The sequence below is a fragment of the Paucimonas lemoignei genome, from assembly GCF_004342585.1.
Lineage (GTDB): Bacteria > Pseudomonadota > Gammaproteobacteria > Burkholderiales > Burkholderiaceae_D > Paucimonas > Paucimonas lemoignei.
Window position 1 is genome coordinate 149808 of sequence record NZ_SLZQ01000006.1, and the last position, 25819, is coordinate 175626.

The 25819-nt window shown below is 59.5% G+C and carries 22 protein-coding genes; 8 read left to right on the forward strand and 14 right to left on the reverse strand.

Translation table 11 applies throughout. From position 1 onward, the window contains the following. The first annotated feature begins 25 nt into the window (after positions 1 to 25). Positions 26 to 493 carry an EVE domain-containing protein gene (locus EDC30_RS11200; protein WP_132258925.1) on the forward strand — a complete coding sequence of 156 codons (468 nt, stop codon included), beginning with the start codon at positions 26 to 28 and terminating at the stop codon, positions 491 to 493. A 138-nt stretch (positions 494 to 631) separates the two neighbouring features. On the opposite strand, the gene EDC30_RS11205 is transcribed toward EDC30_RS11200, so the two are convergent. From EDC30_RS11205 to EDC30_RS11225, 5 genes are all read right to left on the reverse strand, one after another. Further along, complete coding sequence (locus tag EDC30_RS11205) at positions 632 to 2155, reverse strand: malonate--CoA ligase (RefSeq protein WP_132258926.1); 1524 nt, start codon at positions 2153 to 2155, stop codon at positions 632 to 634. Positions 2156 to 2183: 28 nt separating this feature from the next. Beyond that, positions 2184 to 3089 (reverse strand): M48 family metallopeptidase, encoded by a 906-nt coding sequence (locus EDC30_RS11210; RefSeq protein ID WP_132258927.1) that lies wholly within the window; start codon positions 3087 to 3089, stop codon positions 2184 to 2186. Positions 3090 to 3137: 48 nt separating this feature from the next. Then, positions 3138 to 3911 (reverse strand): enoyl-CoA hydratase/isomerase family protein, encoded by a 774-nt coding sequence (locus EDC30_RS11215; RefSeq protein ID WP_132258928.1) that lies wholly within the window; start codon positions 3909 to 3911, stop codon positions 3138 to 3140. A gap of 19 nt (positions 3912 to 3930) precedes the next feature. Continuing rightward, on the reverse strand, positions 3931 to 4755 hold the full coding sequence (gene lgt, locus EDC30_RS11220) for a prolipoprotein diacylglyceryl transferase (RefSeq protein WP_132258929.1): 825 nt from the start codon (positions 4753 to 4755) through the stop codon (positions 3931 to 3933). 313 nt (positions 4756 to 5068) lie between these two features. After that, positions 5069 to 5296 (reverse strand): TIGR04438 family Trp-rich protein, encoded by a 228-nt coding sequence (locus EDC30_RS11225; RefSeq protein WP_132258930.1) that lies wholly within the window; start codon positions 5294 to 5296, stop codon positions 5069 to 5071. A 152-nt stretch (positions 5297 to 5448) separates the two neighbouring features. Between EDC30_RS11225 and EDC30_RS11230 the strand changes: the two genes are divergently transcribed. Next, entirely contained in the window at positions 5449 to 5757 is a 309-nt protein-coding gene (locus EDC30_RS11230) for a c-type cytochrome (RefSeq protein WP_132258931.1), read from the forward strand. A gap of 90 nt (positions 5758 to 5847) precedes the next feature. Here EDC30_RS11230 and EDC30_RS11235 read toward each other — a convergent pair whose 3' ends face one another. From EDC30_RS11235 to folD, 7 genes are all read right to left on the reverse strand, one after another. Continuing rightward, entirely contained in the window at positions 5848 to 6993 is a 1146-nt protein-coding gene (locus EDC30_RS11235) for a branched-chain amino acid ABC transporter substrate-binding protein (RefSeq protein ID WP_132258932.1), read from the reverse strand. Between the two features lie 137 nt (positions 6994 to 7130). After that, positions 7131 to 8450 (reverse strand): D-amino acid dehydrogenase, encoded by a 1320-nt coding sequence (locus EDC30_RS11240; protein ID WP_132258933.1) that lies wholly within the window; start codon positions 8448 to 8450, stop codon positions 7131 to 7133. Between the two features lie 139 nt (positions 8451 to 8589). Then, entirely contained in the window at positions 8590 to 9312 is a 723-nt protein-coding gene (locus EDC30_RS11245; protein WP_132258934.1) for a hypothetical protein, read from the reverse strand. Continuing rightward, a complete protein-coding gene (locus EDC30_RS11250) occupies positions 9305 to 9730 on the reverse strand; it encodes a DNA polymerase III subunit chi (protein WP_132258935.1) in 426 nt (141 codons plus the stop codon). The genes EDC30_RS11245 and EDC30_RS11250 overlap by 8 nt, the downstream gene beginning before the upstream one ends. 5 nt (positions 9731 to 9735) lie before the next feature. Continuing rightward, entirely contained in the window at positions 9736 to 10368 is a 633-nt protein-coding gene (locus EDC30_RS11255) for a glutaredoxin family protein (protein WP_243656738.1), read from the reverse strand. A 93-nt stretch (positions 10369 to 10461) separates the two neighbouring features. Next, on the reverse strand, positions 10462 to 12531 hold the full coding sequence (locus EDC30_RS11260; protein WP_132258936.1) for a M3 family metallopeptidase: 2070 nt from the start codon (positions 12529 to 12531) through the stop codon (positions 10462 to 10464). 24 nt (positions 12532 to 12555) lie between these two features. Continuing rightward, positions 12556 to 13401 carry a bifunctional methylenetetrahydrofolate dehydrogenase/methenyltetrahydrofolate cyclohydrolase FolD gene (gene folD / locus EDC30_RS11265; protein WP_132258937.1) on the reverse strand — a complete coding sequence of 282 codons (846 nt, stop codon included), beginning with the start codon at positions 13399 to 13401 and terminating at the stop codon, positions 12556 to 12558. Positions 13402 to 13705: 304 nt separating this feature from the next. Here folD and aceE point away from each other — a divergent pair, with 304 nt between their 5' ends. The 6 genes from aceE to EDC30_RS11300 all read left to right on the forward strand — a co-directional run bounded on the left by aceE (position 13706) and on the right by EDC30_RS11300 (position 23332). Further along, positions 13706 to 16402 carry a pyruvate dehydrogenase (acetyl-transferring), homodimeric type gene (gene aceE / locus EDC30_RS11270; protein ID WP_132258938.1) on the forward strand — a complete coding sequence of 899 codons (2697 nt, stop codon included), beginning with the start codon at positions 13706 to 13708 and terminating at the stop codon, positions 16400 to 16402. A gap of 105 nt (positions 16403 to 16507) precedes the next feature. Then, entirely contained in the window at positions 16508 to 17872 is a 1365-nt protein-coding gene (gene aceF / locus EDC30_RS11275; protein WP_132258939.1) for a dihydrolipoyllysine-residue acetyltransferase, read from the forward strand. A gap of 28 nt (positions 17873 to 17900) precedes the next feature. Next, positions 17901 to 18473, forward strand: a complete 573-nt coding sequence (locus tag EDC30_RS11280) for an Ntn hydrolase family protein (protein WP_132258940.1) — start codon at positions 17901 to 17903, stop codon at positions 18471 to 18473. Positions 18474 to 18543: 70 nt separating this feature from the next. Beyond that, entirely contained in the window at positions 18544 to 20373 is a 1830-nt protein-coding gene (gene lpdA / locus EDC30_RS11285) for a dihydrolipoyl dehydrogenase (protein ID WP_132258941.1), read from the forward strand. A 573-nt stretch (positions 20374 to 20946) separates the two neighbouring features. Continuing rightward, positions 20947 to 21879, forward strand: coding sequence for a manganese catalase family protein (locus EDC30_RS11295; protein WP_132258943.1), 933 nt, complete (start codon positions 20947 to 20949; stop codon positions 21877 to 21879). Between the two features lie 115 nt (positions 21880 to 21994). Next, entirely contained in the window at positions 21995 to 23332 is a 1338-nt protein-coding gene (locus EDC30_RS11300) for an Nramp family divalent metal transporter (RefSeq protein ID WP_243656739.1), read from the forward strand. Positions 23333 to 23360: 28 nt separating this feature from the next. Here the strand turns inward: EDC30_RS11300 and EDC30_RS11305 are convergent, their stop codons facing one another. Continuing rightward, on the reverse strand, positions 23361 to 24563 hold the full coding sequence (locus tag EDC30_RS11305) for an acetylornithine transaminase (protein WP_132258944.1): 1203 nt from the start codon (positions 24561 to 24563) through the stop codon (positions 23361 to 23363). A 217-nt stretch (positions 24564 to 24780) separates the two neighbouring features. After that, positions 24781 to 25809: a CDP-6-deoxy-delta-3,4-glucoseen reductase gene (locus EDC30_RS11310; protein WP_132258945.1), complete on the reverse strand. Its 1029-nt coding sequence runs from the start codon at positions 25807 to 25809 to the stop codon at positions 24781 to 24783. Positions 25810 to 25819 lie beyond the last annotated feature (10 nt).

Below are 25819 nucleotides of genomic sequence, written 5' to 3' on the forward strand. Positions count from 1 at the left end.
TTTTTTGCTTCGCGGTGCGAGAACAATGCAATACTGGCTGATGAAATCCGAACCGGATGAGGTGAGCATCGACGATGCCCTTGCCGCTCCCGGGCAAACCGTTCCCTGGACCGGCGTGCGCAATTACCAGGCACGCAATTTCATGCGCGACGCCATGCGCGTCGGCGACGGCGTCCTGTTCTATCACTCCAGCTGCGCCGAGCCTGGCATTGCCGGATTGGCGGAAGTCGCCAGCACGCCGTATCCGGATCCCACGCAGTTCGACCCGGCCAGCAAATACCATGACCCCAAGGCGACGCAGGAACAGCCACGCTGGATGCTGGTGGATGTGCGTGCCGTGAAGAAGACGCCGCTGATTCCGTTATCCACGTTACGAGCCCAGGACGAGCTGGCCGATATGGTGATCCTGCAACGCGGCAGCAGGTTGTCCATCACGCCGGTAACGCCGGGGCAGTGGCGCTTCATTACTGAACAACTGATGCCACGGGATTAAGCACGCCGAGGCGGGTGTGGCTCGGAAAGAGGCCTGGCACCCGCGCGTGGTTAACGCAGGCTTTCCATTGTTTGTTACGCAGGCGGCGAGAGGCCGGTCATTTTTCCGCCTGCCTCGTCACCTCATTGAACTCAGCGGTCAGCCATCCTTGAATTGTTCGCGCAAGACGTTCTTCTGGACCTTGCCCATGGTGTTGCGCGGCAGGTCGTCGACGAAATGCACGCGCTTGGGCACCTTGAAGTTGGCGATTCTCGACTTGAGGTAGGCGATCACATCGGCCTCCTGCAATTTCGCGCCCGGCCTGAGCGCCACGACTGCCGTGACGGCTTCACCGAAGTCCGGATGCGGCACGCCGACCACTGCCGATTCGTTGACGCCATCGATCTCGTCGATGAAGGTTTCGATTTCTTTTGGATAGACATTGTAGCCGCCGGAAATGATCAAGTCCTTGGTGCGGCCGACGATGGAAAGGTAACCTCTGGCGTCGAACTTGCCGACGTCGCCGGTCTTGAAGAAGCCATCCCTGGTGAATTCTTCCGCGGTCTTTTCCGGCATGCGCCAATAGCCGTGGAAAACGTTCGGTCCCTTGACCTGGATATCGCCGATCTCGTCGACGGTGCAGGGGGCAAATTCATCGGATGGCGTGCTCTTGACTACGCGGATACTCACTCCCGGCAGCGGCAGGCCCACCGTGCCGCCGACGCGCGGGCCATCGTACGGGTTGGAAGCCTGCATGGTGGTTTCACTCATGCCGTAGCGTTCCAGGATGGTGTGGCCGGTGCGGCGTTCGAATTCGCGGAAGGTTTCCATCAGGAGCGGTGCCGAGCCGGAAATGAACAGGCGCATATTGGCGCATGTGTCGCGATTGAAGTAGGACTCTGCCAGCAGGCGCACATAATAGGTCGGCACGCCCATGAAGACGGTGGCGCGCTGCAAGTGATGCATGACTTCGGCAGCATCGAACTTGGGCAGGAATATCATCTTGCTGCCATTGAGCAGGGCGCCGTGCGAGGCGACGAACAAGCCGTGCACATGGAACAGCGGCAGCGCATGCAGCAGCACGTCGCCTTCCTGCCAGCACCAGTAATCGTGCAGCACCAGCGCATTGGACGAGAGATTGTCATGGCTGAGCATGGCGCCCTTGCTGCGGCCGGTGGTGCCGGATGTGTAGAGGATCGCCGCCATGTCGTCGGGCTTTTTCTGCACGGTCTCGAAAGTATCGGGAAAGTGGTTGGCGCGCTCCAGCAGGCTGCCCTGGCGGGTGTCGCTCAGCGTGAAGACATGTTTTGTGCCGGCCTGGAAGGCAATCTTCGAGACCCAGCCGAAATTGCCGGGCGAGCAAACCACGACGGCAGGTTCGGCATCGTCGATGAAGTATTCGATCTCGGCGGCGCGGTAGGCCGTATTCAAAGGCAGATAGACATAGCCGGCCTGCAGCGTCGCCAGGTACAGGATCAGCGCTTCGGGAGATTTTTCCACCTGCACGGCGATGCGGGCGTCCGCAGGCAGGTCAAGACTGGCCAGCAGGTTGGCCATCTTGGCGGTGGCGCGCTCGATGTCGCGCCAGGTGTAATACAGGCCATCGTGGGTTTCGATGGCGCAGGCCGATTTATCTTGCGGGAAGCGGGATTCGAACAGGGCGTAGAGGTTGGCGTTCTTCATTTGGCTGGAGTAAGCAATCTGCGGATAGTTATGTTTTTTTGCGTTTGGCCGGAACCGTTTGTGCCGGCTGCGCCGGTTGTGTCTGGCCGTTCGCTTCATTCATCGTATTCAGCGGCTCGGGCTTCGGCGCCGTCTGATACAGCGGCATGACCTTCGGCAGCAGCGCGTTGATGTCGTCGATGCGGGTCTCATGCGCCGGATGCGTCGAGAGGAATTGCGGCGGACTCTTGTCGCCGGATTCCGCCGCCATCTTTTTCCATAAGTTGACTGCCGCGGATGGATTGTATCCGGCGCGTGCCGCCAGTTCCAGTCCTACTGCATCGGCTTCGCTCTCGTTCTGCCTGGAGTTCGGCAGGGTGTAAAGATAATGGGCAAACTGGTTGGCCAGCGCGATCTGATTCTGGCTGTTGTCGGTAGCGGCCAGCGCTACGCCGGTGATGATGTTCTGCGCATAGGCTTGCGAGATGCGCTCGCGGCCGTGTTCGCGCAAGGCATGGGCAATTTCGTGGCCCATGACGACTGCAATTTCATCGTCGGTGAGGGCGAGTTTGCGGATGATGCCGGTGTAAAAGGTAATCTTGCCGCCGGGTGCGCAAGTGGCATTGATGGTCGGCGCGTCGATCAGGGTAAGCTGCCATTGCCAGCTGCGGGTATCCTCGCGAAAGATATCGACCTGCTGACGCAGGCGCTTGGCGATCTGATCCAGGCGCTCGTATTCGGCGCCGGATGTAATGAGCTTGCCTTCTTGCCTGGCTTTCTGGTTTTGCTGGGCATAGCTGACCAGTGCCATTTTCTCGACGGTGGTGGCAGGCACCATCAGGAATTGCTGCCGCGTGACGCCGACCGCACCCGGCTTAGTGCTGGACGCACACGCCAGCAGCAGGCAGGCCAGCGAAACCGCGCTTGCCCGTTTCAGATATGTTGTTATTCTCATGAGGTCTCCCTTATTGTTTCGCAGGCTGGCTGCGTTTTTTTGCGGGCTTTATTTGCCTGAAAATTTCGGCTTGGTCTTGTGCAAAAACGCTTGCACCCCTTCGCGATAATCCTGCGACGCCAGGCAGGCAAACGATTCGGCGTACTCCTGTTCGCTCAAGCCTGCCGTTTGTGAGGTCAGCCTGCGCACCAGTTTCTTGTTTTCCCGTGCCGCCAGCGGCGCGCCCTCGGCAATGCGCTGCGCGGTTTTCCACGCTTCCTGCTGCACATCGTCCGCGACACGGTGCAGGAGGCCTTTCTCTCGTGCTTCATCGGCAGGGAAAACGCGTCCCTCCAGCAGGATTTCCAGCGCCACGGCCTTGCCTACCAGTTGCAGCAGGTGCCGCAGTTCGTCCGGTGCCAGAGCAAAGCCGAGGCGGTTTGCCGGGATGCCGAAACGTGAGGAGGGCGAGGCGATGCGCAAGTCGCAGGCACAGGCGATTTCCAGCCCGCCGCCGACACACACGCCTTCGATGGCGGCGACGGTCGGATGGATGCAAGCGGCTATCGCGTCGAGCGCGCGCGCGACGATGGCGCGATGATAATGCATGCCTTGTTCCAGGCCGTCGCGCACTTGGGGAAATTCTTCAATGTCGGCGCCGGCCGCGAAATTGCCTTGGTCGCCACGCACGATCACGCAGCGCAGGTCGCCGTCTTGAGACAGCCGGGTGAAGACATCGGCAAGCGCATTCCACATGCCGAGGTCCAGCGCATTGAGCTTGCCTGGATTGGACAGCGTCACGGTAGTGATCGCGCCATCGGTCTCAAGCCGGATTTGCGACATGATCGTGCCTCGGAATTGCTCAGGAGCGCAAGGAAGCGGTCGTGCCCGGCGTATCCGAACGGCGGTAAGCGATCGCAAGCAGCACGATGCCCAATACGATCATTGGCAGCGACAACATCTGGCCAGCCGAAATGGTCAGCCCTGCGAAGCTGACTTCGTAATCCGGCATGCGGAAATATTCCGTGAAAAAGCGCGCGCAGCCATACAGCAGGGAAAACATGCCGGATACCGCCATGAACGGGCGGGGTTTGCGCGAGTACAGCCACAAGATGATGAACAGCAGCACGCCGTCCACCGCTGCCTGATACAGCGGCGAAGGGTGGCGCGGCAGGCTATCGACGTTGGGCCAGATCATGGCCCAGGGCAGGGACGGATCCGCCAGGCGGCCGGGCAGTTCGGCATTGATGAAGTTGCCGATGCGTCCGAAGGCGTAACCAAGCGGCACCATGGGCGCAATGAAATCCATGACTTCCATCAGCGGCCGGCCTGCCTTGCGGCTCCAGAACCACATGGCGACGAGCACGCCGAGAAAGCCGCCATGGAAGGACATGCCGCCCTTCCAGACTGCGATGATCTCGAGCGGATGGGAAAAGTAATAAGCCGGATGGTAGAACAGCACTTCGCCCAGCCGTCCTCCCAAGACCACGCCCAGCACGCCATAAAACAGCATGTCGTCGAGGTGTTCGTTCTTCCAGCCCGCGGCGGCAATATGGGCCTGGCGGATGCGCGCGCGTCCAAGGACGATGAACTGGATGAAGGCTGCCAGATACATCAGTCCATACCAGCGGATCGCGACCGGTCCGAGCGAAATGGCGACCGGATCGGGCATTGGATGTGTCAGCATTGTCTAAGCTTTCAAAGTGATTGCGGCAGCGTCTGCGCGCACGAGACTGCCGATGATAACGGGGCATTCATGTTTGGCAAGGATTGTGGCACAACTGTCGCGCCCGTTCCACCCTGAAACAGGGAAGTGCATGCAGGCGATATTTGTTTTTAATCGCATTATGCTAATGTCGTTGGCTTGGGCCGGCGCACGGCGGGCGTCGTGCAAAACCGATAATGTAAGTGCCGGTCTTCGGCAGGCTTGACCCGAAAAGCAAAAGGCCGGTAAAAACCGGCCTTGCAATAAAGCGCAGGGTTCGTTCGCCAGCGAGGTCTTAACGCTTTTTCGTGTCGAAAGCCCTTTTCACGCGTTCCTGGCGCTGCTTTTCCAGCTGCTCATGGGCCTTGCGCTTATCCAGGCCGAATATCCGCTCAAAAAATTCGAACCAGATAAAGGCAACAAGGAACAAGCCGATAATCCACCACCAGGACAGATTCTCGACAATCTCGACTTCAAAATATTTCATTGCAGCTAAGGCAACGATCAGAAAAATGATAGGCATATTCCGCTCCTTGGCAAAAAGGATAAGATGGAAGTTGTAATAGGTCAATAAATTGTCCGACATATCGTGCCATCGTGCGTTCTTTCTACAAAGAATGTATAGTTATTCGTGATTGGCATTACAATCTGTCGGTTATTCAAATGGAGAGAATCATGAAACGTATCGTCTTGCTGGGTTGTGCTGTGCTGGCGCTTGCTTCCAACGCTGCCCTGGCCAATGCTGACTTGGCGAAGGCAAAGAATTGCATGGCTTGCCATTCCGTGGCAAACAAGGTAATCGGCCCCGCCTTCAAGGATGTGGCGACCAAGTATGCCGGCCAGAAGGATGCCGAAGACAAGCTGGTCAAGAAAGTCATGAAGGGTGGCAGCGGCGTGTGGGGTACGGCGGTGATGCCGGCCAATCCGCAGGTCAGCGAAGCGGAAGCGCACACCCTGGTGAAATGGATCCTGTCGCAGAAATAAGCTGGCGAATCCGGCAAAATAAAAAAGCGCTCCATGTCGAGCGCTTTTTTTATGCGGCCCTGAACATTCAGGGCCTTCGTCGAGAACGATTTACTTCACGACCTCGAGCTTTTCCTTCTTGCCGCCCTTGTAGGTGAACAGGGTCAGGGCACCCTCTTTCAAGTCGCCCTTGGCATCGAATTCGATCTTGCCGCTGACGCCGTCATGCTTGATCTTCGCCAGCACAGGCAGATACTTGGCCGGTTCGGCCGAGCCGGCCTGCTGCATCGCGGCAGCCATGGTCATGGTGGCGTCATACACATACGGCGCGTACAGCTGCACATTCTGGTTGAATTTCTTCTTGTAGCGGTCGACGAAGGCATTCATCACTTTTTCCTGTTCGCCTGTCACGCCGCCAGCCTCGGCGCATATCACCTGACCCTCATTCAAACCGTCGCCGGCCAGCTTGGGCAGCGCATCGGTGCAGATGCCGTCGCCGCCCATCATCTTGGCGCTGATACCGAGCTGCTTCATCTGTCGCAGCATCGGAGCCGCCACGTTATCCATGCCGCCGAAGAAAATCACGTCCGGTTTTTTGGCCTTGATGGCGGTCAGGATCGCCAGGAAATCGGTGGCCTTGTCGGTGGTGTACTGTTGCGAAGCGATCTTGCCGCCGGCCGCCTTGACGGCCTTGGCGAACTCGGTGGCCACGCCTTCGCCGTAAGCGGTGCGGTCATCGATCACGGCGATGCTCTTGGCCTTGAGCGTATTGACGGCATAGCGTCCCAGCGCGCCGCCCAACTGTGCATCGTTGGCGACCACGCGGAAGGTGGTCTTGTAGCCTTGCTGCGTGTATTTCGGATTGGTCGCGGATGGCGAGATCTGCGGGATGCCGGCTTCGGCATAGATTTTCGATGCCGGGATGGTGGTGCCGGAATTCAGGTGACCGATGACGCCGTTGACCTTGGCATCGACCAGCTTTTGCGCCACTGCCGTGCCTTGCTTGGGATCGGCGGCGTCATCCTCGGCCAGTAGCTGGAATTTGACCTTCTTGCCGCCGATGGTGACGCCCTTGGCATTCAATTCCTCGACGGCCATGATGGCGCCGTTGGCATTGTCACGGCCAAAGTGAGCCTGGCCGCCGGACATCGGCGCCACATGGCCGATCTTGATCACGGTTTCCTGGGCGAGGGCGGGGCCGGCCAAAGCCAGCATGATTGCGGCGTACAACGGGGCCAATCCTGATTTGCATTGCATGGATAATCTCCTGGGCTTGAACGAGGAAAAAGGCTTACAGATTCCGACAGGCAAAAAGGTACAACATTCGGCAAGCTTCGCAAAGAAGTTTTGTGGCATTTTTAATATGCTCGCGCCACCAACCTCATGCCGGCGCTTCAGGAAGTCGGCGACGATATCCGTGCCAGTGATGCGGCGGGCCTGCGACGCGGCATGCCGGTAAAGTTAAAGTCCACGTCAGGCAGGCGACCGGAGACGATTTCCGCGATGGCCTTGCCCGAGCCGCAGCCCATGGTCCAGCCCAGCGTGCCGTGCCCGGCGTTGAGATACAGGTTGGCGTAGCGGGTCTTGCCGATGTAGGGCACGTTGGATGGCGTCAGCGGCCTTAATCCGGTCCAGTAAATAGGATTGTCGTAGTCGCAGGCATTGGGGAACAGTTCGCGCGTGCGCCGCGTGATGGCTTCGCAGCGCGTTGGGTTCAGCTCGCGCGTGTAGCCGTTCAGTTCGCAGGTGCCGGCCACGCGCAGGCGGTTGCCCAGGCGGGAGATAACCAGCTTATGGCCATCGTCGGTGAGTGATACGGTCGGCGCCGCATCCGGGTCGAGCACCTGATAGGTGGCCGAATAACCTTTGCCCGGATAGATCATGAGGTCGACGCCAAGCGGCTTGAGCAAGGGGACAGAAAAACTTCCCAGCGCCACGACAAAGGCATCGGCCTTCAGCACGCGGTGGCGGCCATGTCCATCGATGACTTCCACGCCCGACACGCGCGCCGCCGCGCCCGTGCCTTCGGTCAGCAGGCGGGTAATCGTGGTGTTGAACTGGAAATCGACGCCAGCCTGCGCTGCTTTGGCAGCCAGGCCGGAGGTGAATTTGTAGACGTCGCCCGATTCATCCGTCGCGGTGAAATCGCCGCCGACGATCTTGCTGCGGATGCCGGCCAGCGCCGGTTCGATTTTCACGACGGTGTCGGCGTCGATGGTTTCGCGCGGACAGCCCAGCTCGCGCATGAGTCTGGCGGCTGGCTGGGCTTCCTCAAATTCCTTTTGATCGGTATAGAAATGCAGGATGCCTTTGGAAAGGAAGTCGTAGTCGATGCCGGTTTCGGCGCGCACCGCTTGCAGGGTCTGGCGGCTGAATTCGGCGATGGCGACGATCTGGCGGATGTTCTCGCTGGTGCGCGCCGGCGTGCACTCGCGCAGGAAGTGCATGCCCCAGCGCCACTGCAGCCATTCGGGACGGAAGCGATAGAGCAGCGGCGCGTCTTCATGCCCCATCCACTTGAGCACCTTCATCGGCGCGGATGGATTGGCCCAGGGTTCGGCATGCGATACCGAAATCTGGCAACCGTTGGCGAAACTGGTTTCCTGCGCGGCGCCCGGCTGGCGTTCCAGCACCGTGACTTCATGCCCGGCTTTTTGCAGGAACCAGGCGGAAGCAGTGCCAATGATGCCGGAGCCGAGGACGATGACTTTCATGACAATCTCCGTTTCACGATGCTGAGATTGGTGAAAGAGAAAGAATTTGGACTTTGGCTTTTCAACTCAGCGTCGACAATGGTTAGCGACAGACGCATGTCCCATTCTCGCTTAAAAATCAAAGAATTTCCCGGTATTTTTATTTTTTACCGCTTTGCAGACGTGACACTTCCTGTGCCACGGCGCGCGCCACCATGTCCGTCAATGTCTCATGCAAACCGCGTTTGATTTCCAACGCCAGCGCATCGATTGCTGCATCGACGACTTCGGTGACGGAATTGCGCACCCGGTGGTCGAGCACGAAATCGATACGGCCAAGCACTTGCTTGGTGATCCGCAAGCGCAATTCATTTTCCAGGTCGCGCAATTCGCTATCGCTCCAGGCGCCGGACGACGGTGCCAATGGCGCCTCTATTTCGGGATCCACTGATTCTTGCGTGCGAATGGGCGCGGATGCCGCTGGCGATGCTGGGGCAACAGCTTCGGCGCGAGTCGCCGTTGTTTGAACGGGCTGGCTCATCGCCGGAGTAACAGGTGCCGTTCGTGCGTTGATGCCAGGATTCGGTGCCAATGCGGCCTGGCTGGGATTGGAGCCGGGACCGGAGATTGGACCGGGACTGGAACCGGATAAGGGCACGCCGACCCGCGGAATCGCAGTTGCGCCTGACTGGCCCGTGCTCGTTTCAGCTGGCGGCATCGCTGGTCTGGGTGGCTGTGGAATCTTTGCCGCCGGCGGGTTTGCCGCTGGAAGGCTCAGACTCGCCTGAGGCAGAGAAGCCGGCGTTGCGGCAGCGTCCGGCGATTGCGGGCCGATGACTTCGGTCAGGAGCGGAATGCCCGGGTCGGATGGAGGATTAGCCATGCTGTTTCGCGACGTGGTGATTCAATGAGTAACCCTGCCCCTTGTAAAAGCGATAGCGTTCGCGGCCTGCCTGGGAATCGGCTTCATTCGCGCCGACGATTTCGATCAGCCTTTCGAAGCGATCGAAATTTGCCGGCGGCGTATTGGACAGATTGATCAAGACCTGGTGGTGGGGCAGTTCAACGGTATCGTCGTCGGTCAGGATCACCGGAGTCTGCGACGCGAGGGCATCGCCGGCCTGCACATGGGGCAGGAAATCGGCCTGGGAAAAGGTCCACAGTGCAGCGTCCAGTGCCGCCAGGTCCTCTCGCGCAGCCCGCAATACGATCTTGCTATCGGCGGCACGGGCCTTGCGTACCAGGCGGCAAACGTAACTGAACTTGTCGGCGACGTTGCTATGGAAATCGATGTGCGTCATGAGGTTTAAAAACGGAATCCTGGCGGCGCATTGCCGGTTGCCGGCGGCAGGCTGGGAACGGCAGCCGCTGACGGCCCATTATTGGTGGCGGGTTTGCCGCTGTATTCGGCTTGCTGAACCTTGGCCTTGGGCGCTGCGGCTTCCGCTGCCGGTTGTTGCCAACCCTTGGGCAATTGGCTGGTTTTCGGATAACCGGCAGCGGTCAGCGCCGATCCCCAGGCGCTTTCCTCGAAACCGGCTTGCTTGTTGCGGCCGATGGTCAGCACAGGCAAGCTCGACTCGCCGGTCGCCTGCTTGAAGCGTGCGATATCCTCATTGGTGGTGACAGTCTTTTCCGAGAACGGTATGCCGCGCTGCTTCAAAAAAGCGCGCCCAGCATTGCAGGGATCGCACTTGTCGCCAGTGTAAAGCATGACCGGGTGGTTATTGACTGCCTGCGCCAGTTCGTAGGGAAGGCCGGCGGTGCTGGGCGCGCCGCTGGCGCCGATGTTTTTCTGTTCGACCTTGGCAGCGGTCTTGGGCGGCGGCGCATCGCTATAGGTGACCTTGCCGTCCGGCCCCACCCATTTGTACAACTGCGCCTGTGCCGCGCCTGCGGCGAGCAAAGCCAGGATGAATATTGATGCCTTGGTTTTCATGACACACTCCCCTTGATTCGCCAAGTATTCTCTTTATGAAGTCCCTTGCCTGGCGACGCGCTTTGTCATGCACATGCAAAGCGCATTGCACGTCTAGGCCGCCATGCCATTATGCCGCAGCAGCGCATCGATATTCGGCTCGCGGCCGCGGAAGGCCGTGAACGATTCCAGCGCCGGGCGCGAACCGCCCATCGCCAGTACTTCCTGCGAAAACTTCAGGCCGGCTTCGCTCGAGAGCACGCTGCCGGTCGCTTCGCTGGCTTCCTCGAACAGACTGTAGGCATCGGCGGACAGGACTTCTGCCCATTTGTAGCTATAGTAACCCGCGGAATAGCCGCCGGCAAAGATATGGCCGAAGGAGTGTTGGAAACGGTTGAATGCCGGTGGAATGACGACGGCGAAACGCTGCCGCACTTCATTCAGCACATCCTGCACGGTCTTGCCGCCGTTCGGGTCGTAGTCATAGTGCAGGTGCATGTCGAACAGAGAGAATTCCACCTGGCGCAGCATCTGCAGGCCGGACTGGAAATTCTTTGCGGCGATCATCTTGTCAAACAGTTCACGCGGCAGCGGCTTGCCAGTCTCGGCATGCGCCGTCATGTGCTGCAGCACGTCCCATTCCCAGCAAAAGTTCTCCATGAATTGCGAGGGCAATTCGACCGCATCCCACTCCACGCCAGCGATACCCGCCACGCTCAGGTCATCGACTTGGGTCAGCATGTGGTGCAGGCCGTGGCCGAATTCATGGAACAGGGTGATGACTTCGTCATGGGTGAAGAGGGCGGGGCGCTGCTTACCGTCGACGGTCACCGGCTCGCTGAAGTTACAAGTCAGGTAAGCCACCGGCGTCTGGATGCGGTCCTTCAGCTTGCGGCGACCGCGGGCATCGTCCATCCAGGCGCCGCCGCGCTTGCCGTGGCGGGCATACAGGTCCAGATAGAACTGGCCGACCAGCTCGCCATCGCGTTCGATGCGGAAGAATTTCACATCCTTGTGCCAGACCGGCGAAGAGTCCGGCTTGATTTGTACGGCAAACAGGTTTTGCACCACGCGGAACAGGCCTTCGATGACCTTCGGCTCGGGGAAGTATTCCTTCACTTCCTGTTCGGAGAAAGCGTAACGCTTTTCGCGCAACTTTTCCGAGGCATAGGCCATGTCCCAGGCTTCGAGCTGATCCAGGCCCAGCTCATCTTTGGCAAACTGGCGCAGTTCGGCCAGGTCTTTTTCCGCGAAGGGGCGGGCGCGTTTAGCTAAGTCTTCCAGGAAGCCGATTACATGGCTTGGTGACTCGGCCATTTTTGGCACCAGCGAGACTTCGGCGAAATTCTTGTAACCCAGTAGCGCGGCTTCTTCGTTACGAAGCTTGATCAGCTCGACGATATTCTGCGTGTTGTCCCACTCCGGCTTGGCGCCCAGTTCCGATGCCTTGGTGGCATTGGCGCGGTAAATGGTTTCGCGCAGCTTGCGGTTGTCGGCGTATTGCAGCAGCGGGAAGTAGGATGGGAAGTGCAGGGTGAATTTATAGCCGCTCTTGCCATCCTTTTCTGCGGCGGCGCGTGCGGCGTGCTTCACGTCATCCGGCAAGCCGGACAATTCTTCCTCGGTGTCGACGAAGAGGGCGTAGTCATTCGTAGCGTCGAGCACGTTTTCCGAAAACTTCGTGGCAATCGCGGCATGCTTTTCCTGGATTTCAGCGAAGCGCGGCTTCTTGTCTTCCGGCAGTTCGGCGCCGCCCAGGCGGAAATCGCGCACGGCGTTTTCAATGATCTTCCTGCGCGCAGGCGACAGGGAGGCAAAATCCGGACTGGATTGCAATGCCTTGTACTTTTCAAACAGCGCCAGGTTTTGGCCCAGCGAGGTCCAGAATTCCGTTACTTTTGGCTGGTTCTCATTGTAAGCGGCGCGCAATTCGGGCGTGTCGACCACCGCATTCAGATGTCCGACCACGCCCCAGGCGCGACCCAGTTTTTCGGTGGCGTTTTCCAGCGGTTCGACGAAGTTTTCCCAATTCACTTGCGCCATCGGTGCTTCCAGTTGCGCGACGACGGCACGGTTTTCATCGAGCAAGGCGTCGATGGCGGGCGTGACATGTTCCGGCTTGATCGCATCGAAACGCGGCAGGTCGGCAAAGTCGAGCAGAGGATTGGCAACGTTGGCGCTCATGGTTTTCGCTTTCAGGTTAGGTGGTTAGCTTCGTTCTGCCGATTCAATGGTATTGACCAGCAGCATGGCAATCGTCATCGGGCCCACGCCGCGCGGCACCGGCGAAATGTAGCCAGCGACTTCCTTGGCGTTGGCAAAATCTACATCGCCGCACAGCTTGCCGTTTTCATCCTGGTTGATGCCGACGTCGATGACGACGGCGCCCGGCTTGATCATGTCAGCCTTCAGGGTATTGCGGCGGCCTACGGCGGCGACGACCACATCGGCCTGGCGGGTGTGATAGCCCAGATCCGGTGTGCCGCTATGACAGATGGTGACGGTAGCGTTGGCTTGCAAGAGCAAAAGTGCCATCGGCTTGCCGACCGTGTTGCTGCGGCCGATCACAACGGCATGCTTGCCGCGCAAATCGATACCGGTGCTTTCGATCATCTTCATGCAGCCGTACGGCGTGCAGGGACGGAAACCCGGCAAGCCGGCCATCAGTTCGCCGGCTGACAGCACCGAATAGCCATCGACATCCTTGGCGGTGGAAATGGCTTCGATCACCTTGTGCGCGCTGATGTGCGGCGGCAGCGGCATCTGCACCAGGATGCCGTGGATGGTCGGGTCCTGGTTCAGGGCCTCGATGCGCTTCAACAGGTCGGCTTCGGAGAGGCTGGCGTCGTATTTTTCCAGCACGGAGCGGATGCCGGCTTCTTCGCATGCCTTGACCTTGTTTCTGACATACACGTGGCTGGCGGGGTCATCGCCCACCAGAATCACGGCGAGCCCCGGTTGCTTGCCTTTCGCGGTAAGTGCCGCTGCCCGTTGGGCAACTTCGGCGCGGATTTGTTGGGAAAGCTGGGAGCCGTCGATGATTTGTGCAGTCATGATGTGCTTAACAAGTAAATATAAAAATGGTCAAAGCGAGATTATAGAGCCTGGCTCGTCTGACAAGGCTGCAATGGAGGTCATGGCGGCAAGGAATTTGGAGTGTGTCGATGACTGGGTGTTCCAAATATCCAAATCCGCAATGCCTTAATTCTTTAGTAAATTCCGTAATGTGAAAACAAATCTCGCTATTTGAAAATGTGAAATACCGTGCTAAACTTTTTGCCAATTCGTTCGGCCTATTTCATAACACGCCGGTTTTCGTGCAGTACGCTGCTGCAACTGGCCATACAGGAGACAATCTATGTCAGCCCAACTCGACCAATTGATGGCCCAGGCAGCTAATGATCCGGACATCACGGAAACCCAGGAATGGCTGGACGCGCTGGAAGCAGTCATTGAAAACGAAGGGACTGAGCGCGCCCATTACCTGATGGAACGCATGGTCGATCTGGCGCGCCGCCGCGGCGCCCACATCCCGTTTTCCGCCAATACCGCTTACGTCAACACCATTCCCGCGCACCTCGGCGCCCATTCGCCGGGCAACTTGGAATATGAAGAGCGCTTGCGCTCGTGGATGCGCTGGAATGCCATGGCTATGGTGGTCAAGGCCAATCGTATCGATGGCGACCTTGGCGGCCATATTTCCAGTTTTGCATCGCTGGCCAACATGCTGGGCGCCGGCTTCAATCACTTCTGGCATGCGCCGACCGAAGAGCATGGCGGTGACCTGCTGTACCTGCAGGGCCATTCTTCTCCCGGCATCTACGCGCGTGCTTTCCTTGAAGGCCGCCTGACCGAGGAGCAATTGCTCAATTTCCGCCGCGAAGTCGACGGCAAGGGCCTGTCTTCGTATCCGCACCCCAAGCTGATGCCGGATTTCTGGCAATTCCCGACGGTGTCGATGGGCCTGGGCCCGATCATGGCAATCTACCAGGCGCGCTTCCTGAAGTACCTGCATGCGCGCGGCATTGCCGATACCGAGAAACGCAAGGTCTGGGTCTTCTGCGGCGACGGCGAGATGGACGAGCCGGAATCAATGGGCGCCATCGGCATGGCGGCACGCGAGCAGCTCGACAACCTGGTCATGGTGGTCAACTGCAACCTGCAGCGCCTGGACGGCCCGGTACGCGGCAATGGCAAGATCATTCAGGAACTGGAAGCCGATTTCCGCGGCGCCGGCTGGAATGTCATCAAGGTCATCTGGGGCGGCTATTGGGATGAACTGCTGGCGCGCGACAAGGATGGCATCCTGCAGCGCGTGATGATGGAAACCGTCGACGGCGAATACCAGAATTGCAAGGCCAATGACGGCGCCTACGTGCGCAAGCATTTCTTCGGCAAGCATCCCAAGCTCCTGGAAATGGTCGCTAACATGTCCGACGACGACGTCTGGCGTCTGAACCGCGGCGGCCACGATCCCCACAAGGTCTATGCCGCGTTCAAGGCAGCCAGCGAGCACAAGGGCCAGCCCACCGTGCTGCTGGTGAAAACCATCAAGGGTTTCGGCATGGGCAAGTCGGGAGAGGCGCGCAATACCGCGCACCAGACCAAGAAGCTCGATGACCAGGCGATCCGCGAGATGCGCGACCGCTTCAATATCCCGATCCCCGACGACAAGCTGCCGGAAATCCCGTTTTTCAAGCCGGCTGACGATGCGCCGGAAATCAAGTACCTGCACGAGCGGCGCAAGGCGCTGGGCGGCTACCTGCCGCAACGGCGCATGAAAGCGGACGAGAAATTGCCGGTGCCGGAACTGGCGGCCTTCAAGGCCGTGCTGGAGCCGACGGCGGAAGGTCGTGAGATCTCGACCACGCAAGCGTATGTCCGCATCATCACGACGCTGTTGCGCGATCCTAATCTCAGTCAACGCATCGTGCCGATTCTGGTCGACGAGTCGCGCACCTTCGGCATGGAAGGCTTGTTCCGCCAGATCGGCATCTTCAGCCAGCAAGGTCAGTTGTACGAACCGGTCGACCGCGACCAGGTGATGTACTACCGCGAAGACAAGGCGGGTCAGATCCTTCAGGAAGGCATCAACGAAGCGGGCGGCATGAGTTCATGGATCGCGGCGGCGACGTCGTACTCGACCAATAACCGCATCATGCTGCCGTTCTATACGTTCTACTCGATGTTCGGCTTGCAGCGCGTCGGCGACCTCGCCTGGGCAGCCGGCGACATGCGGGCACGCGGCTTCCTGATGGCTGGCACCGCCGGCCGCACCACCTTGAACGGCGAAGGCTTGCAGCACGAGGATGGCCATAGCCACGTGCTTGCCTCGACCATTCCGAACTGCCTGCCGTATGACCCGACTTTCGGTCACGAGCTGGCAGTGATCATTCATGACGGCCTGAAGCGCATGGTGGAAAAGCAGGAGGATGTGTTCTATTACATCACCATCATGAACGAGAATTATCCGCAGCCGGGGATGAAGGAAGGCCAGGAGGAAAACATTCTCAAGGGCTTGTACCTGCTGCAGGAAGGCGAGGCCGGCCTGAAGCACCGCGTGCAGCTGATGGGCTCGGGCACCATTCTGCGCGAATCGATCTTCGCCGCCGAACTGCTGAAGAACGACTGGGGCATCGCTGCCGATGTCTGGTCGGCGCCGTCGTTCACCCTGCTGGCGCGCGATGGCCAGGATGCCGAACGCTGGAACATGCTGCATCCGACCGAGCAGCCGCGCCTGTCTCATGTGACGCAGTCGCTGCAGGGCAGCAAGGGGCCGATCATCGCCACGACGGATTACATGCGCACTTTCGCCGAGCAGATCCGTGCCTTCATGCCGAAAGGCCGCAGCTACAAGGTGCTGGGCACGGATGGTTACGGCCGCTCCGACACCCGCGCCAAGTTGCGTGAGTTCTTCGAGGTCAACCGCTACTTCATTACCGTGGCGGCATTGAAGAGCCTGGCCGATGAAGGCGCGATCTCGGCATCGGTGGTGGCGCAGGCGATCGCCAAGTACGGCATCAACCCGGAAAAGCCGAATCCGGTTACTGTCTGAACACCCGACGCACCCATGAAAGGCGCCTTTCCCGTATCGGGCAAGGCCACTCACCAATAAGAAGTTCCTGCCTCTTCAAGAGGAGGGAACAACGGAGCGAAAACTATGAGCATGATGGAAATTAAGGTGCCGGACATCGGAGACTTCAAGGAAGTGGAAGTCATCGAACTGCTGGTCAAGCCGGGCGATACGGTGAAGGCGGACCAGTCGCTGGTCACGGTGGAGTCGGACAAGGCGAGCATGGAAATTCCGTCGAGTCATGCGGGTGTGGTGAAAGAGCTGAAGGTCAAGCTTGGGGACAAGATCTCGGAAGGCTCGGTCTTGCTGATGCTGGAAGCGCAAGAAGGGGCGGCTGCGCCTGCTGATTCTGCGCCAGCCGCATCTGGGGCTGCCCCGGCGGCAGCGCCTGCGCCACAAGCGTCCCCTGCGCCGCAGGCTGCCGCACCCACGCCGGCTCCAGCAACCGCACCTGCACCATTGCCTCCAGCCCAGCCGCAGCCGACCATGGCGTTTGCCGCGACGGCGACGGCAGCGGCCGTACCCGGACATAAGCCGCATGCTTCGCCATCCGTGCGCAAGTTTGCACGCGAACTCGGCGTCGACCTGACCCGCGTGACAGGTAGCGGGCCGAAGGGACGCATCCTGCAGCAGGATGTGCAGAGCTATGTGAAGTCGGTCGTTGCCGGCGGTGCAGCGGCTGCCACCGGGGCCACTGGCGGAGGCGGCGCCGGCCTGAACCTGTTGCCGTGGCCGTCACTGGATTTTTCCAAGTTCGGCGCCACCGAAGTGCAGCCGCTTTCACGCATCAAGAAAATCAGCGGCCCCAACCTGCACCGCAACTGGGTGATGATTCCACACGTCACGCAATTCGACGAGGCGGATATCACTGACCTGGAAGAATTCCGCAAGTCCAGCAATGCCGCGCTGGCCAAGTCCGGCGTGAAATTGACCATGCTGGCTTTCGTCATCAAGGCTTGCGTCGCCGCGCTCAAGCAATTCCCGAATTTTAATTCCTCGCTGGATGAGAAGGGCGAGAACCTCATCCTCAAGCAGTACTACCACATCGGCTTTGCCGCCGATACGCCGAATGGCCTGGTGGTGCCGGTCATCAAGGATGCGGATAAAAAGGGTATTTCGCAGATTGCCGAGGAAATGGGGGCACTGTCCGCGCAGGCTCGCGAAGGCAAGCTGAAGCCGGCCGATATGCAGGGCGCCAGCTTCACGATTTCCTCGCTGGGCGGCATCGGCGGCACGGCTTTCACGCCGATCATCAATGCGCCGGAAGTGGCGATCCTCGGCCTGTCACGCTCGGCCATCAAGCCGGTGTGGGATGGCAAGCAATTCGCGCCGCGCCTGATGCTGCCGCTATCGCTGTCGTATGACCACCGTGTCATCGATGGCGCGATGGCGGCGCGCTTTACCGTCTATCTGGCCGAGGTGCTGGCCGACATGCGCAAGACCTTGCTGTGATTTCCTGGAAAAGCTGAGGAGATCCCGCATGACTACTTGCGTCGTCGTCAAGAAAGACAACCAGGTGGCGATTGCCGCCGATTCGCTGGTGACCTTCGGAGACACCCGGTTGTCGAATGCCTATGAAGCCAACCGGAAGATTTTTCGCATCGGCGAATCCTACGTGTCGCTGGCCGGTACCGCCGCGCATTTTCCGGTGATGCGCAAGCTGCTGACCGAGATGGGCGAGGACTGCCGGCTGGGCAGCCGGGAGGAAGTATTCGAGACCTATTCGAAGGTGCACCAGATCCTGAAGGAAAACTACTTCCTGAACACCAAGGAAGACGAGGATGATCCTTATGAATCCTCGCAGATCACTTCGCTCATCGCCAACCCGTACGGCATCTTCGGCGTGTATTCCTATCGCGAAGTGTTCAGCTTCGATCGTTTCTGGGGGATCGGCAGCGGGCGTAATTTTGCCCTCGGCGCCATGTATGCCGTGTACGAGCAAGACCTGAGCGCGCGCGAGATCGCGACGATCGGCGTTCAGGCCGGCGTCGAATTCGACAAGAGTTCGGCGGCGCCTTTCCAGATTTACAGTCTCGAATTGAAACAGCGGTGACTTCGCCGAAGCGAATGGCAGCCATACCGTCCTCCTCCCAAGAAGAGAAGACAGAAACGGAGCAAAAATCATGAGCATGATGGAAATTAAGGTGCCGGACATCGGAGACTTCAAGGAAGTGGAAGTCATCGAACTGCTGGTCAAGCCGGGCGATACGGTGAAGGTGGACCAGTCGCTGGTCACGGTGGAGTCGGACAAGGCGAGCATGGAAATCCCGTCGAGCCATGCGGGTGTGGTGAAAGAGCTGAAGGTCAAGCTTGGGGACAAGATCTCGGAAGGCTCGGTCTTGCTGATGCTGGAAGCGCAGGAAGGGGCGGCTGCGCCTGCTGGTTCTGCGCCAGCCGCATCTGGGGCTGCCCCGGCGGCAGCGCCTGCGCCACAAGCGTCCCCTGCGCCGCAGGCTGCCGCACCCACGCCAGCAGCAACAAGCGCACCAGCTTCGTCTGCTCCAGCCGCTGCGCCTGCCGCCGCCACTTTCACAGGCAAGGCCGATATCGAATGCGACACCCTGGTGCTGGGCGCCGGTCCCGGCGGCTACACTGCCGCTTTCCGTGCCGCCGACCTGGGGCAGAAAGTCGTGCTGGTCGAGCGCTATGCCACTCTTGGCGGGGTGTGCCTGAATGTCGGCTGCATTCCCTCGAAAGCCCTGCTGCACGCGGCCAAGGTGATTACCGAAGCCGAGGAGATGTCGCATTTCGGCGTCAAGCTCGGCAAGGCGGAAATCGATATCGATGCCTTGCGCGGCTGGAAGGAAGGCGTCGTCAAGAAATTGACCGGCGGCTTGTCCGGCCTGGCCAGGGCGCGCAAGGTACAGGTAGTGCAAGGCAAGGGAAGCTTCTCGTCGCCAAACACACTCAGCGTCGAGACGCCGGAAGGCAGCAAGACCATTGCCTTCAACAATGCCATCATCGCCGCCGGATCGGCCGTGGCGAAAATTCCGGGATTCCCGTACGACGATCCGCGCCTGGTCGATTCCACCGGCGCGCTGGAATTGCGCCAGATCCCCAAGCGCATGCTGGTGATCGGCGGCGGCATCATCGGGCTGGAGATGGCATGCGTGTATGACGCCCTGGGCAGCCGTGTGACCGTGGTGGAATTTGCCGATGGCCTGATTCCGGCAGCTGACCGCGATATCGTCAAGCCGCTGCAAAAGCGCATCGAAAAACGCTATGAAGGCATTTACCTGAAAACCAAGGTAACCAAGCTCGAGGCGAAGCCGGACGGCTTGCTGGCCAGTTTCGAAGGAGAGAATGCGCCGAAAGAGCAGCAGCTGTACGACATGGTGCTGATGGCGGTGGGACGGCGTCCGAATGGCCGCGAGATCGGCGCCGACAAGGCAGGTGTCGTCGTCAACGAGCGCGGCTATATTCCGGTCGATCCGCAACAGCGCACCAACGTGCCGCACATCTTTGCCATCGGTGATATCTGCGGCGACCCGATGCTGGCGCACAAGGCGACCAATGAAGCCAAGGTGGCCGCTGAAGTCATTGCCGGGCACAAGGTGGCATTCGATGCGATGACGATTCCATCGGTAGCCTATACCGACCCGGAAATCGCCTGGATGGGATTGACCGAAACCGATGCCAAGGCCAAGGGCATTCCATACGAGAAAGCATCGTTCCCCTGGGCCGCGTCCGGCCGTGCGCTGGCCATGGGACGCGACGATGGCATGACCAAGCTGTTGTGGGATCCGGAAACGAAACGCATCATCGGCGCCGGCATCGTCGGCGTGAATGCCGGCGAACTGCTGGCGGAGACGGTGCTGGCGATGGAAATGGGCGCTGACCTCGAAGACCTGGCGCTGACCGTGCATGCCCATCCGACCTTATCGGAAACTCCCATGTTCGCCGCCGAGATGGGGCTCGGCAGTATCACCGACCTTTACATACCAAAGAAGTAACCCTCCCACTTCTTCATTCTTAATCTCCCTTTGCGCGGTCCCGGCATTAGCCCGGCCGCGCTTTTTTTTTGTGGTGACCTATGCGATCTGTTAATTGCCTCGAGCCGAGAAGAATGGCTGTTCGCGTATCTCGTCAATTCCATATGTGGTGTGCCGCCAGAAATTCAGTACCAGCAACTGGCGCACTTCGACAAGACTGTTCCGGCTGACGGAGCGGACATGCGCGCCATGCTGATGATGTAAGCCATTTTCTTGAACCTGATTTGCTTGAGCCAGTCATGTGCGGTGCCACATGTTAAGTGCGGCACTGTTTTTATTTCCTATCGCGGCAGCAGCAACCTGTACCCGTATGCAAAACGTTTTGTAATTTCTGCCGCCAGGTGATGCCTATTCTTTCGGAACGAAGCGCTGCAGCATGAAAATACAGGCGAAATGCGTCAATTGATTGCTGCACAGGTAATAATTTTTATCAAAATCCAGTTGTCACAAGCTGGTACATGGCTTGCATTCTTTTAGTGTCCATCCAACGAACCCGTATGCAGGTGCGGCGGGCATATTGTGAAAGGACGATTCATGTTTGCACATAACAAGCGTTTACAGTACACGGTACGGGTAAACGAACCTAATCCAGGGCTGGCGAATCTGATGCTGGAGCAATTCGGCGGGCCGCAAGGCGAGCTGGCTGCTGCCATGCGCTATTTCACCCAGGCGGTATCCGAGGATGATCCTGGCCGCAAGGATATGCTGTTCGACATCGCCACGGAAGAGCTGAGCCACCTGGAAGTCATTGGCCATATCGTGGCCATGCTGAACAAGGGGGCAAAAGGCCAGCTTGCGGAAGCGGTCGACCGCGAAGCTGATCTGTACCGCGCGATTCAGGGAGCCGGCAATGATAGTCACGTCACGCAAGTGCTCTATGGCGGCGGCTCGCCGCTGGTGAATTCGGCCGGTGTTCCCTGGACTGCTGCATACATCGATACCATCGGCGAGCCTACCGCCGACCTGCGTTCGAATATCGCTGCCGAAGCGCGCGCGAAAATCGTCTATGAGCGCCTGATCAGCCTGACCGATGATCCTGGCGTCAAGGAAGCGCTGGGCTTTTTGATGACGCGTGAAATCGCCCATCAGAAATCCTTTGAAAAAGCACTGTATGCCATCGAGCCGAGCTTCCCGCCGGGCAAACTGGCCGGCGATCCGAAATTCGCCAGCGTGTACTTCAACATGTCGCAAGGCGAGGGCGATCATCGCGGGTCCTGGAACCAGGGCGAGCAGTGGGAATACGTTGAAGACCGCGACCAGCAATGCGCAGTCGATGGCGGCGATGGCAATGCCAGCGTGAACCTGAGCGGCGATCAGATGTCGGTGGTGAAGCAGGCGGCAATGCGCACCGCATCCAACCCGCAGACCGACCCGACGACCGGCGCCGAACTCGGCGCAGCGGCGGATAGCCTGGCAATGCAGCGGCCGGGCCAGGAAAGCCAGCCCAGCGGCAAGCCGCTCCACTAACTTTACCGATCCGTCTGGTAAAGCAAGCACGCATTCCGCGCGAGGTCGTGCGGAATGCGTGTGCCTATCCACCATCTTTGAAAATGCTGCCAACGACGGCAGAGAAAGAAAAGCAATGCCGCCGCCCGCAGCCAGCAAGCCGCTCGACGCCGATCCGCCTCGGTTTCCCGCAAACTCCGGCGCCGATATGTACCGTAGCGTCCGGGTAGCGGAACATGGCCATTGGTTCCGGCGCCTGCTGGGCTTTCTCGGTCCGGGTTACCTGGTGGCGGTCGGCTACATGGATCCGGGCAACTGGGCAACCGACCTGGCTGGCGGTTCGGGCTTTGGCTACGGCTTGTTATGGATCGTCATGCTGTCCAACCTGATGGCGATCCTGCTGCAAATCCTTGCCGCCCGCCTGGGTATCGCCACCAGCATGGACCTGGCCCAGGCTTGCCGCGCGCACTATTCACCGCGTTCGGTGCGCATCCAGTGGCTGCTGTGCGAAATCGCGATATGCGCGTGCGACATGGCAGAAGTCATCGGCACGGCCATCGCCCTGAATCTCCTGTTTAATGTGCCGCTGGTATGGGGCGTGACGCTGACGGTAGCGGATGCCTTGCTGCTGCTGTGGTTGCAACAGCGCGGATTCCGCTACCTGGAAGCGATCGTGGTGAGCCTGCTGCTGGTGATCTTCGTTTGCATCGGCTTCAATCTCTTCCTGGCGCAACCGCAATGGCAGGAGGTCGCTGCCGGGTTCGTGCCCAATGCCCAGACTGTCACCGATCCCAAGATGCTGTATCTGGCGATCGGCATCATCGGTGCGACTGTCATGCCGCACAATTTATATCTGCATTCGTCTACCGTGCAGACGCGCCGCTATTCCCTGACGCCTGAAGGCAAGCGCGCGGCGATGAAATACGCCACCATCGACGTGGTGACGGCGCTGGTGTTTGCCTTCATGGTGAATGCCGCCATTCTCATCGTCGCTGCAGCCGTGTTCCACCGCAACGGCCATGAAGTGGCCGAAATCCAGGAGGCTTACCGCTTGCTAGCGCCGCTGCTTGGCGTGAGCGCAGCCAGCTTCCTGTTCGGACTGGCGCTGCTGGCATCCGGGCAGAGTTCGACGCTTACGGCGACCCTGGCCGGGCAAATCGTCATGGAAGGATATTTGAACCTGCGCCTGCCGTTATGGCTGCGGCGTCTCGTTACGCGCATGATCGCCGTGGTGCCGGCGCTCTTCGTTACCGGCCTGTACGGCGAAAGCGGCACGGCGCAATTGCTGATCTTCAGTCAGGTTGTGCTCAGCCTGCAATTGCCATTTGCCGTCATTCCGCTGGTACGGTTTACCAGTGATAAGGCAAAGATGGGGGAATTTGTCAGCCCGACCTGGGTGGTGCGGCTGGCGTGGCTGGTGGCGGGCATCATCGTCGCGCTCAACTGCGCGATGCTGCTTTCCCTGCTGCGCTGATCAGCAGGGAAAGCGTGCCGCGTAAGGCTTAAGCCTTGATGCGGGTGATGATCTCGGACAGCATCGTCAGCATCTGGTCGATCTCTTCCTTGCTGACGTTCAATGCCGACATGAAGCGCAGCAGGTTGGGACGCGGCGAATTCAGCAGCAAGCCGACCGGCCCCATTTCACGCGCCATATCCACGATCTTCGGACCGATCTCGCTGCCCAGGTCGAGCGCGCGCAGCAAGCCTTCGCCGCGTTCCGCGCCCAGGCCATGCTTGGCCGACAGATTCTGCAAGCCGGTGGAAAGATACGCGCCTTGTTCGCGCACCGATTCCATGAAGCCCGGCGCCAGCAATGCCCGGAGAACAGCAACGCCCACCGCCGTCATCAGCGGATTGCCATTGTAAGTGCCGCCCTGGTCGCCGGCTTCGAAGCAGGCGATTTCCTCGCGGCAGAGCAGGGCAGCCAAGGGCACGCCGCCACCGATGCCTTTACCCAAGGTCATGATATCCGGCTCGATATTGGAAAGCTGGTAGGCGAACAATTCGCCGGTGCGGCCCATGCCGGTCTGCACTTCATCGACGATGAGCAAAATGTTGTGGCGCTTGGTCAGCTCGCGCAGGCCTTGCATGAATTCACGCGTGGCCGGAATCACGCCGCCTTCGCCTTGCACCGGCTCCAGCATGACGCCGACGGTGTGCTCGTTGATGAGCCTTACCACGCTGTCCAGGTCGTTCAGGTCGGCTTTCGGAAAGCCCGGCACTTGCGGCGCATAGATGGTGTCCCAGCCCGCCTTGCCGCTGGCCGACATGGTGCCGAGGGTGCGGCCATGGAAGCTGTGCTTGAAGGTGATGATCTCAAAGCGGCTTTCGCCCTTGGGATTCTTATTGAGCTTGCCCCACTTGCGTGCCAGCTTGATCGCGCCCTCATTGGCTTCGGCGCCGCTGTTGGCGAAGAAGACACGGTCGAAGCAGGAATTCTTCGTCAACAGCGAAGCCAGTTCCACCATCGGCTCATTGTAGAAAGCCGGCGACGGGTTGATCAGTTTCTTCGACTGGGCCGCCAAGGCATCCTGGATGCATTGCGGCGAGTGGCCCAGGCAATTCACCGCCCAGCCTTGCAGGAAGTCAAGATATCGCTTGCCTTGATGATCCGTCAGCCACATGCCTTGTCCTTCGGTGAAGACAAGTTCCGGCCGGTTGGTCACATACATCAGGGCATCGATATCGTACTGGCTGAATTCCATTTGGGGTTCCTCGATTGGGCTTGGTGAAAATAAACAAGCAATTTTTCAATAATAAAAAAAGCCACAGGATGGTCCTGTGGCTTCAGCGATCGACAAACACTTACGCGCACGGCATCCCGGGTTGGGGCAGCGGAATACGGCGTCGCAGTAATTTGGCTTTGGCGTTCATAGTCCGAATATTATGCCGATTTGCGCGAAGCGTCAAAACTTGCCTGATTTATGCCTTGGCCAGGTCGGCTTCGGACGTGAAGGAGTCGGCATAGAACTCGTCTTCCGGCAAACCGCATTGGGCCGAAAAGTCGCGCTGCGCTGCCTCGATCATGAGCGGCGCGCCGCAGGCATAGACCTGGTGGCTGGACAGATCTGGCAAGTCCTGCATGACGGCCTGGTGGACGAAGCCGGCACGTCCCGTCCAGCCATCTTCCGGCTGGGCGTCGGACACCACAGGCACGTACTTGAAATTCGGCAGGGTGCGGGTCCATTCCTCGCACAGGGCATGCATGTACAAATCCTTCGGACGGCGGCCGCCCCAGTACAGCGTCATTGGCCGCGCGATCTTCTGGTGAGCGGCATGCTCGATGATCGCCTTGATTGGCGCAAAGCCGGTGCCGGAGGCCAGCAGCACGATGGGCTTGTCGGATTCCTCGCGCAGGAAGAAGGTGCCCAGCGGCCCTTCGAAGCGCAGGATGTCGCGCTCCTTCATCGCGCCGAACACGTGATCGGTAAACAAGCCGCCGGGCATGTGGCGGATATGCAGTGTGATGTGCTCGTCCAGATGCGGGGCGTTAGCCATGCTGTAGCTGCGGCGCTTGCCATCCTTGAGCAGGAATTCGATGTACTGGCCGGCGCGGTATTGCAGGCGTTCCGCAGCCGGCAATTGCAGCGCCACCAGCATGACATCGTCGGTGAGCTTTTCCAGCTTGGCCACGCGGCTGGGCAGCTTCTTGATCGGGTAGTCGCCGGCGCCGAGCACTTCGCGCGCTTCGATCACCAGGTCGGATTGCGGCGTGGCGCAGCAGAACAGCGACAGGCCTTGCTGTTCCTCGGCGACAGGCAATGTCTTTTCCTGATGCTTGCCATGGACGACGGCGCCTTCGAGCACCTTGCCCTTGCAGCTGCCGCAAGCGCCGTTCTTGCAGCCATATGGCAGGCCGACGCCGGCCCGGATGGCTGCTGCCAGAACGGTTTCGCCTTCGTCACAGGTAAATTGCCGACCGCTCGGCTGTACGGTTACTTGGAAAGTCATACAATCCTAC

What these genes read in the sequence shown, in the direction of transcription:
- folD (WP_132258937.1), bottom strand. Translation starts at nt 13,401, where the DNA reads ATGACTGCACAAATCATCGACGGCTCCCAGCTTTCCCAACAAATCCGC.
- EDC30_RS11300 (WP_243656739.1), top strand. Translation starts at nt 21,995, where the DNA reads ATGCCGCCGCCCGCAGCCAGCAAGCCGCTCGACGCCGATCCGCCTCGG.
- EDC30_RS11205 (WP_132258926.1), bottom strand. Translation starts at nt 2,155, where the DNA reads ATGAAGAACGCCAACCTCTACGCCCTGTTCGAATCCCGCTTCCCGCAA.
- lpdA (WP_132258941.1), top strand. Translation starts at nt 18,544, where the DNA reads ATGAGCATGATGGAAATTAAGGTGCCGGACATCGGAGACTTCAAGGAA.
- EDC30_RS11295 (WP_132258943.1), top strand. Translation starts at nt 20,947, where the DNA reads ATGTTTGCACATAACAAGCGTTTACAGTACACGGTACGGGTAAACGAA.
- EDC30_RS11250 (WP_132258935.1), bottom strand. Translation starts at nt 9,730, where the DNA reads ATGACGCACATCGATTTCCATAGCAACGTCGCCGACAAGTTCAGTTAC.
- EDC30_RS11230 (WP_132258931.1), top strand. Translation starts at nt 5,449, where the DNA reads ATGAAACGTATCGTCTTGCTGGGTTGTGCTGTGCTGGCGCTTGCTTCC.
- EDC30_RS11210 (WP_132258927.1), bottom strand. Translation starts at nt 3,089, where the DNA reads ATGAGAATAACAACATATCTGAAACGGGCAAGCGCGGTTTCGCTGGCC.
- EDC30_RS11200 (WP_132258925.1), top strand. Translation starts at nt 26, where the DNA reads ATGCAATACTGGCTGATGAAATCCGAACCGGATGAGGTGAGCATCGAC.
- aceE (WP_132258938.1), top strand. Translation starts at nt 13,706, where the DNA reads ATGTCAGCCCAACTCGACCAATTGATGGCCCAGGCAGCTAATGATCCG.
- EDC30_RS11225 (WP_132258930.1), bottom strand. Translation starts at nt 5,296, where the DNA reads ATGCCTATCATTTTTCTGATCGTTGCCTTAGCTGCAATGAAATATTTT.
- aceF (WP_132258939.1), top strand. Translation starts at nt 16,508, where the DNA reads ATGAGCATGATGGAAATTAAGGTGCCGGACATCGGAGACTTCAAGGAA.
- EDC30_RS11310 (WP_132258945.1), bottom strand. Translation starts at nt 25,809, where the DNA reads ATGACTTTCCAAGTAACCGTACAGCCGAGCGGTCGGCAATTTACCTGT.
- EDC30_RS11245 (WP_132258934.1), bottom strand. Translation starts at nt 9,312, where the DNA reads ATGGCTAATCCTCCATCCGACCCGGGCATTCCGCTCCTGACCGAAGTC.
- EDC30_RS11255 (WP_243656738.1), bottom strand. Translation starts at nt 10,368, where the DNA reads ATGAAAACCAAGGCATCAATATTCATCCTGGCTTTGCTCGCCGCAGGC.
- lgt (WP_132258929.1), bottom strand. Translation starts at nt 4,755, where the DNA reads ATGCTGACACATCCAATGCCCGATCCGGTCGCCATTTCGCTCGGACCG.
- EDC30_RS11240 (WP_132258933.1), bottom strand. Translation starts at nt 8,450, where the DNA reads ATGAAAGTCATCGTCCTCGGCTCCGGCATCATTGGCACTGCTTCCGCC.
- EDC30_RS11280 (WP_132258940.1), top strand. Translation starts at nt 17,901, where the DNA reads ATGACTACTTGCGTCGTCGTCAAGAAAGACAACCAGGTGGCGATTGCC.
- EDC30_RS11215 (WP_132258928.1), bottom strand. Translation starts at nt 3,911, where the DNA reads ATGTCGCAAATCCGGCTTGAGACCGATGGCGCGATCACTACCGTGACG.
- EDC30_RS11235 (WP_132258932.1), bottom strand. Translation starts at nt 6,993, where the DNA reads ATGCAATGCAAATCAGGATTGGCCCCGTTGTACGCCGCAATCATGCTG.
- EDC30_RS11260 (WP_132258936.1), bottom strand. Translation starts at nt 12,531, where the DNA reads ATGAGCGCCAACGTTGCCAATCCTCTGCTCGACTTTGCCGACCTGCCG.
- EDC30_RS11305 (WP_132258944.1), bottom strand. Translation starts at nt 24,563, where the DNA reads ATGGAATTCAGCCAGTACGATATCGATGCCCTGATGTATGTGACCAAC.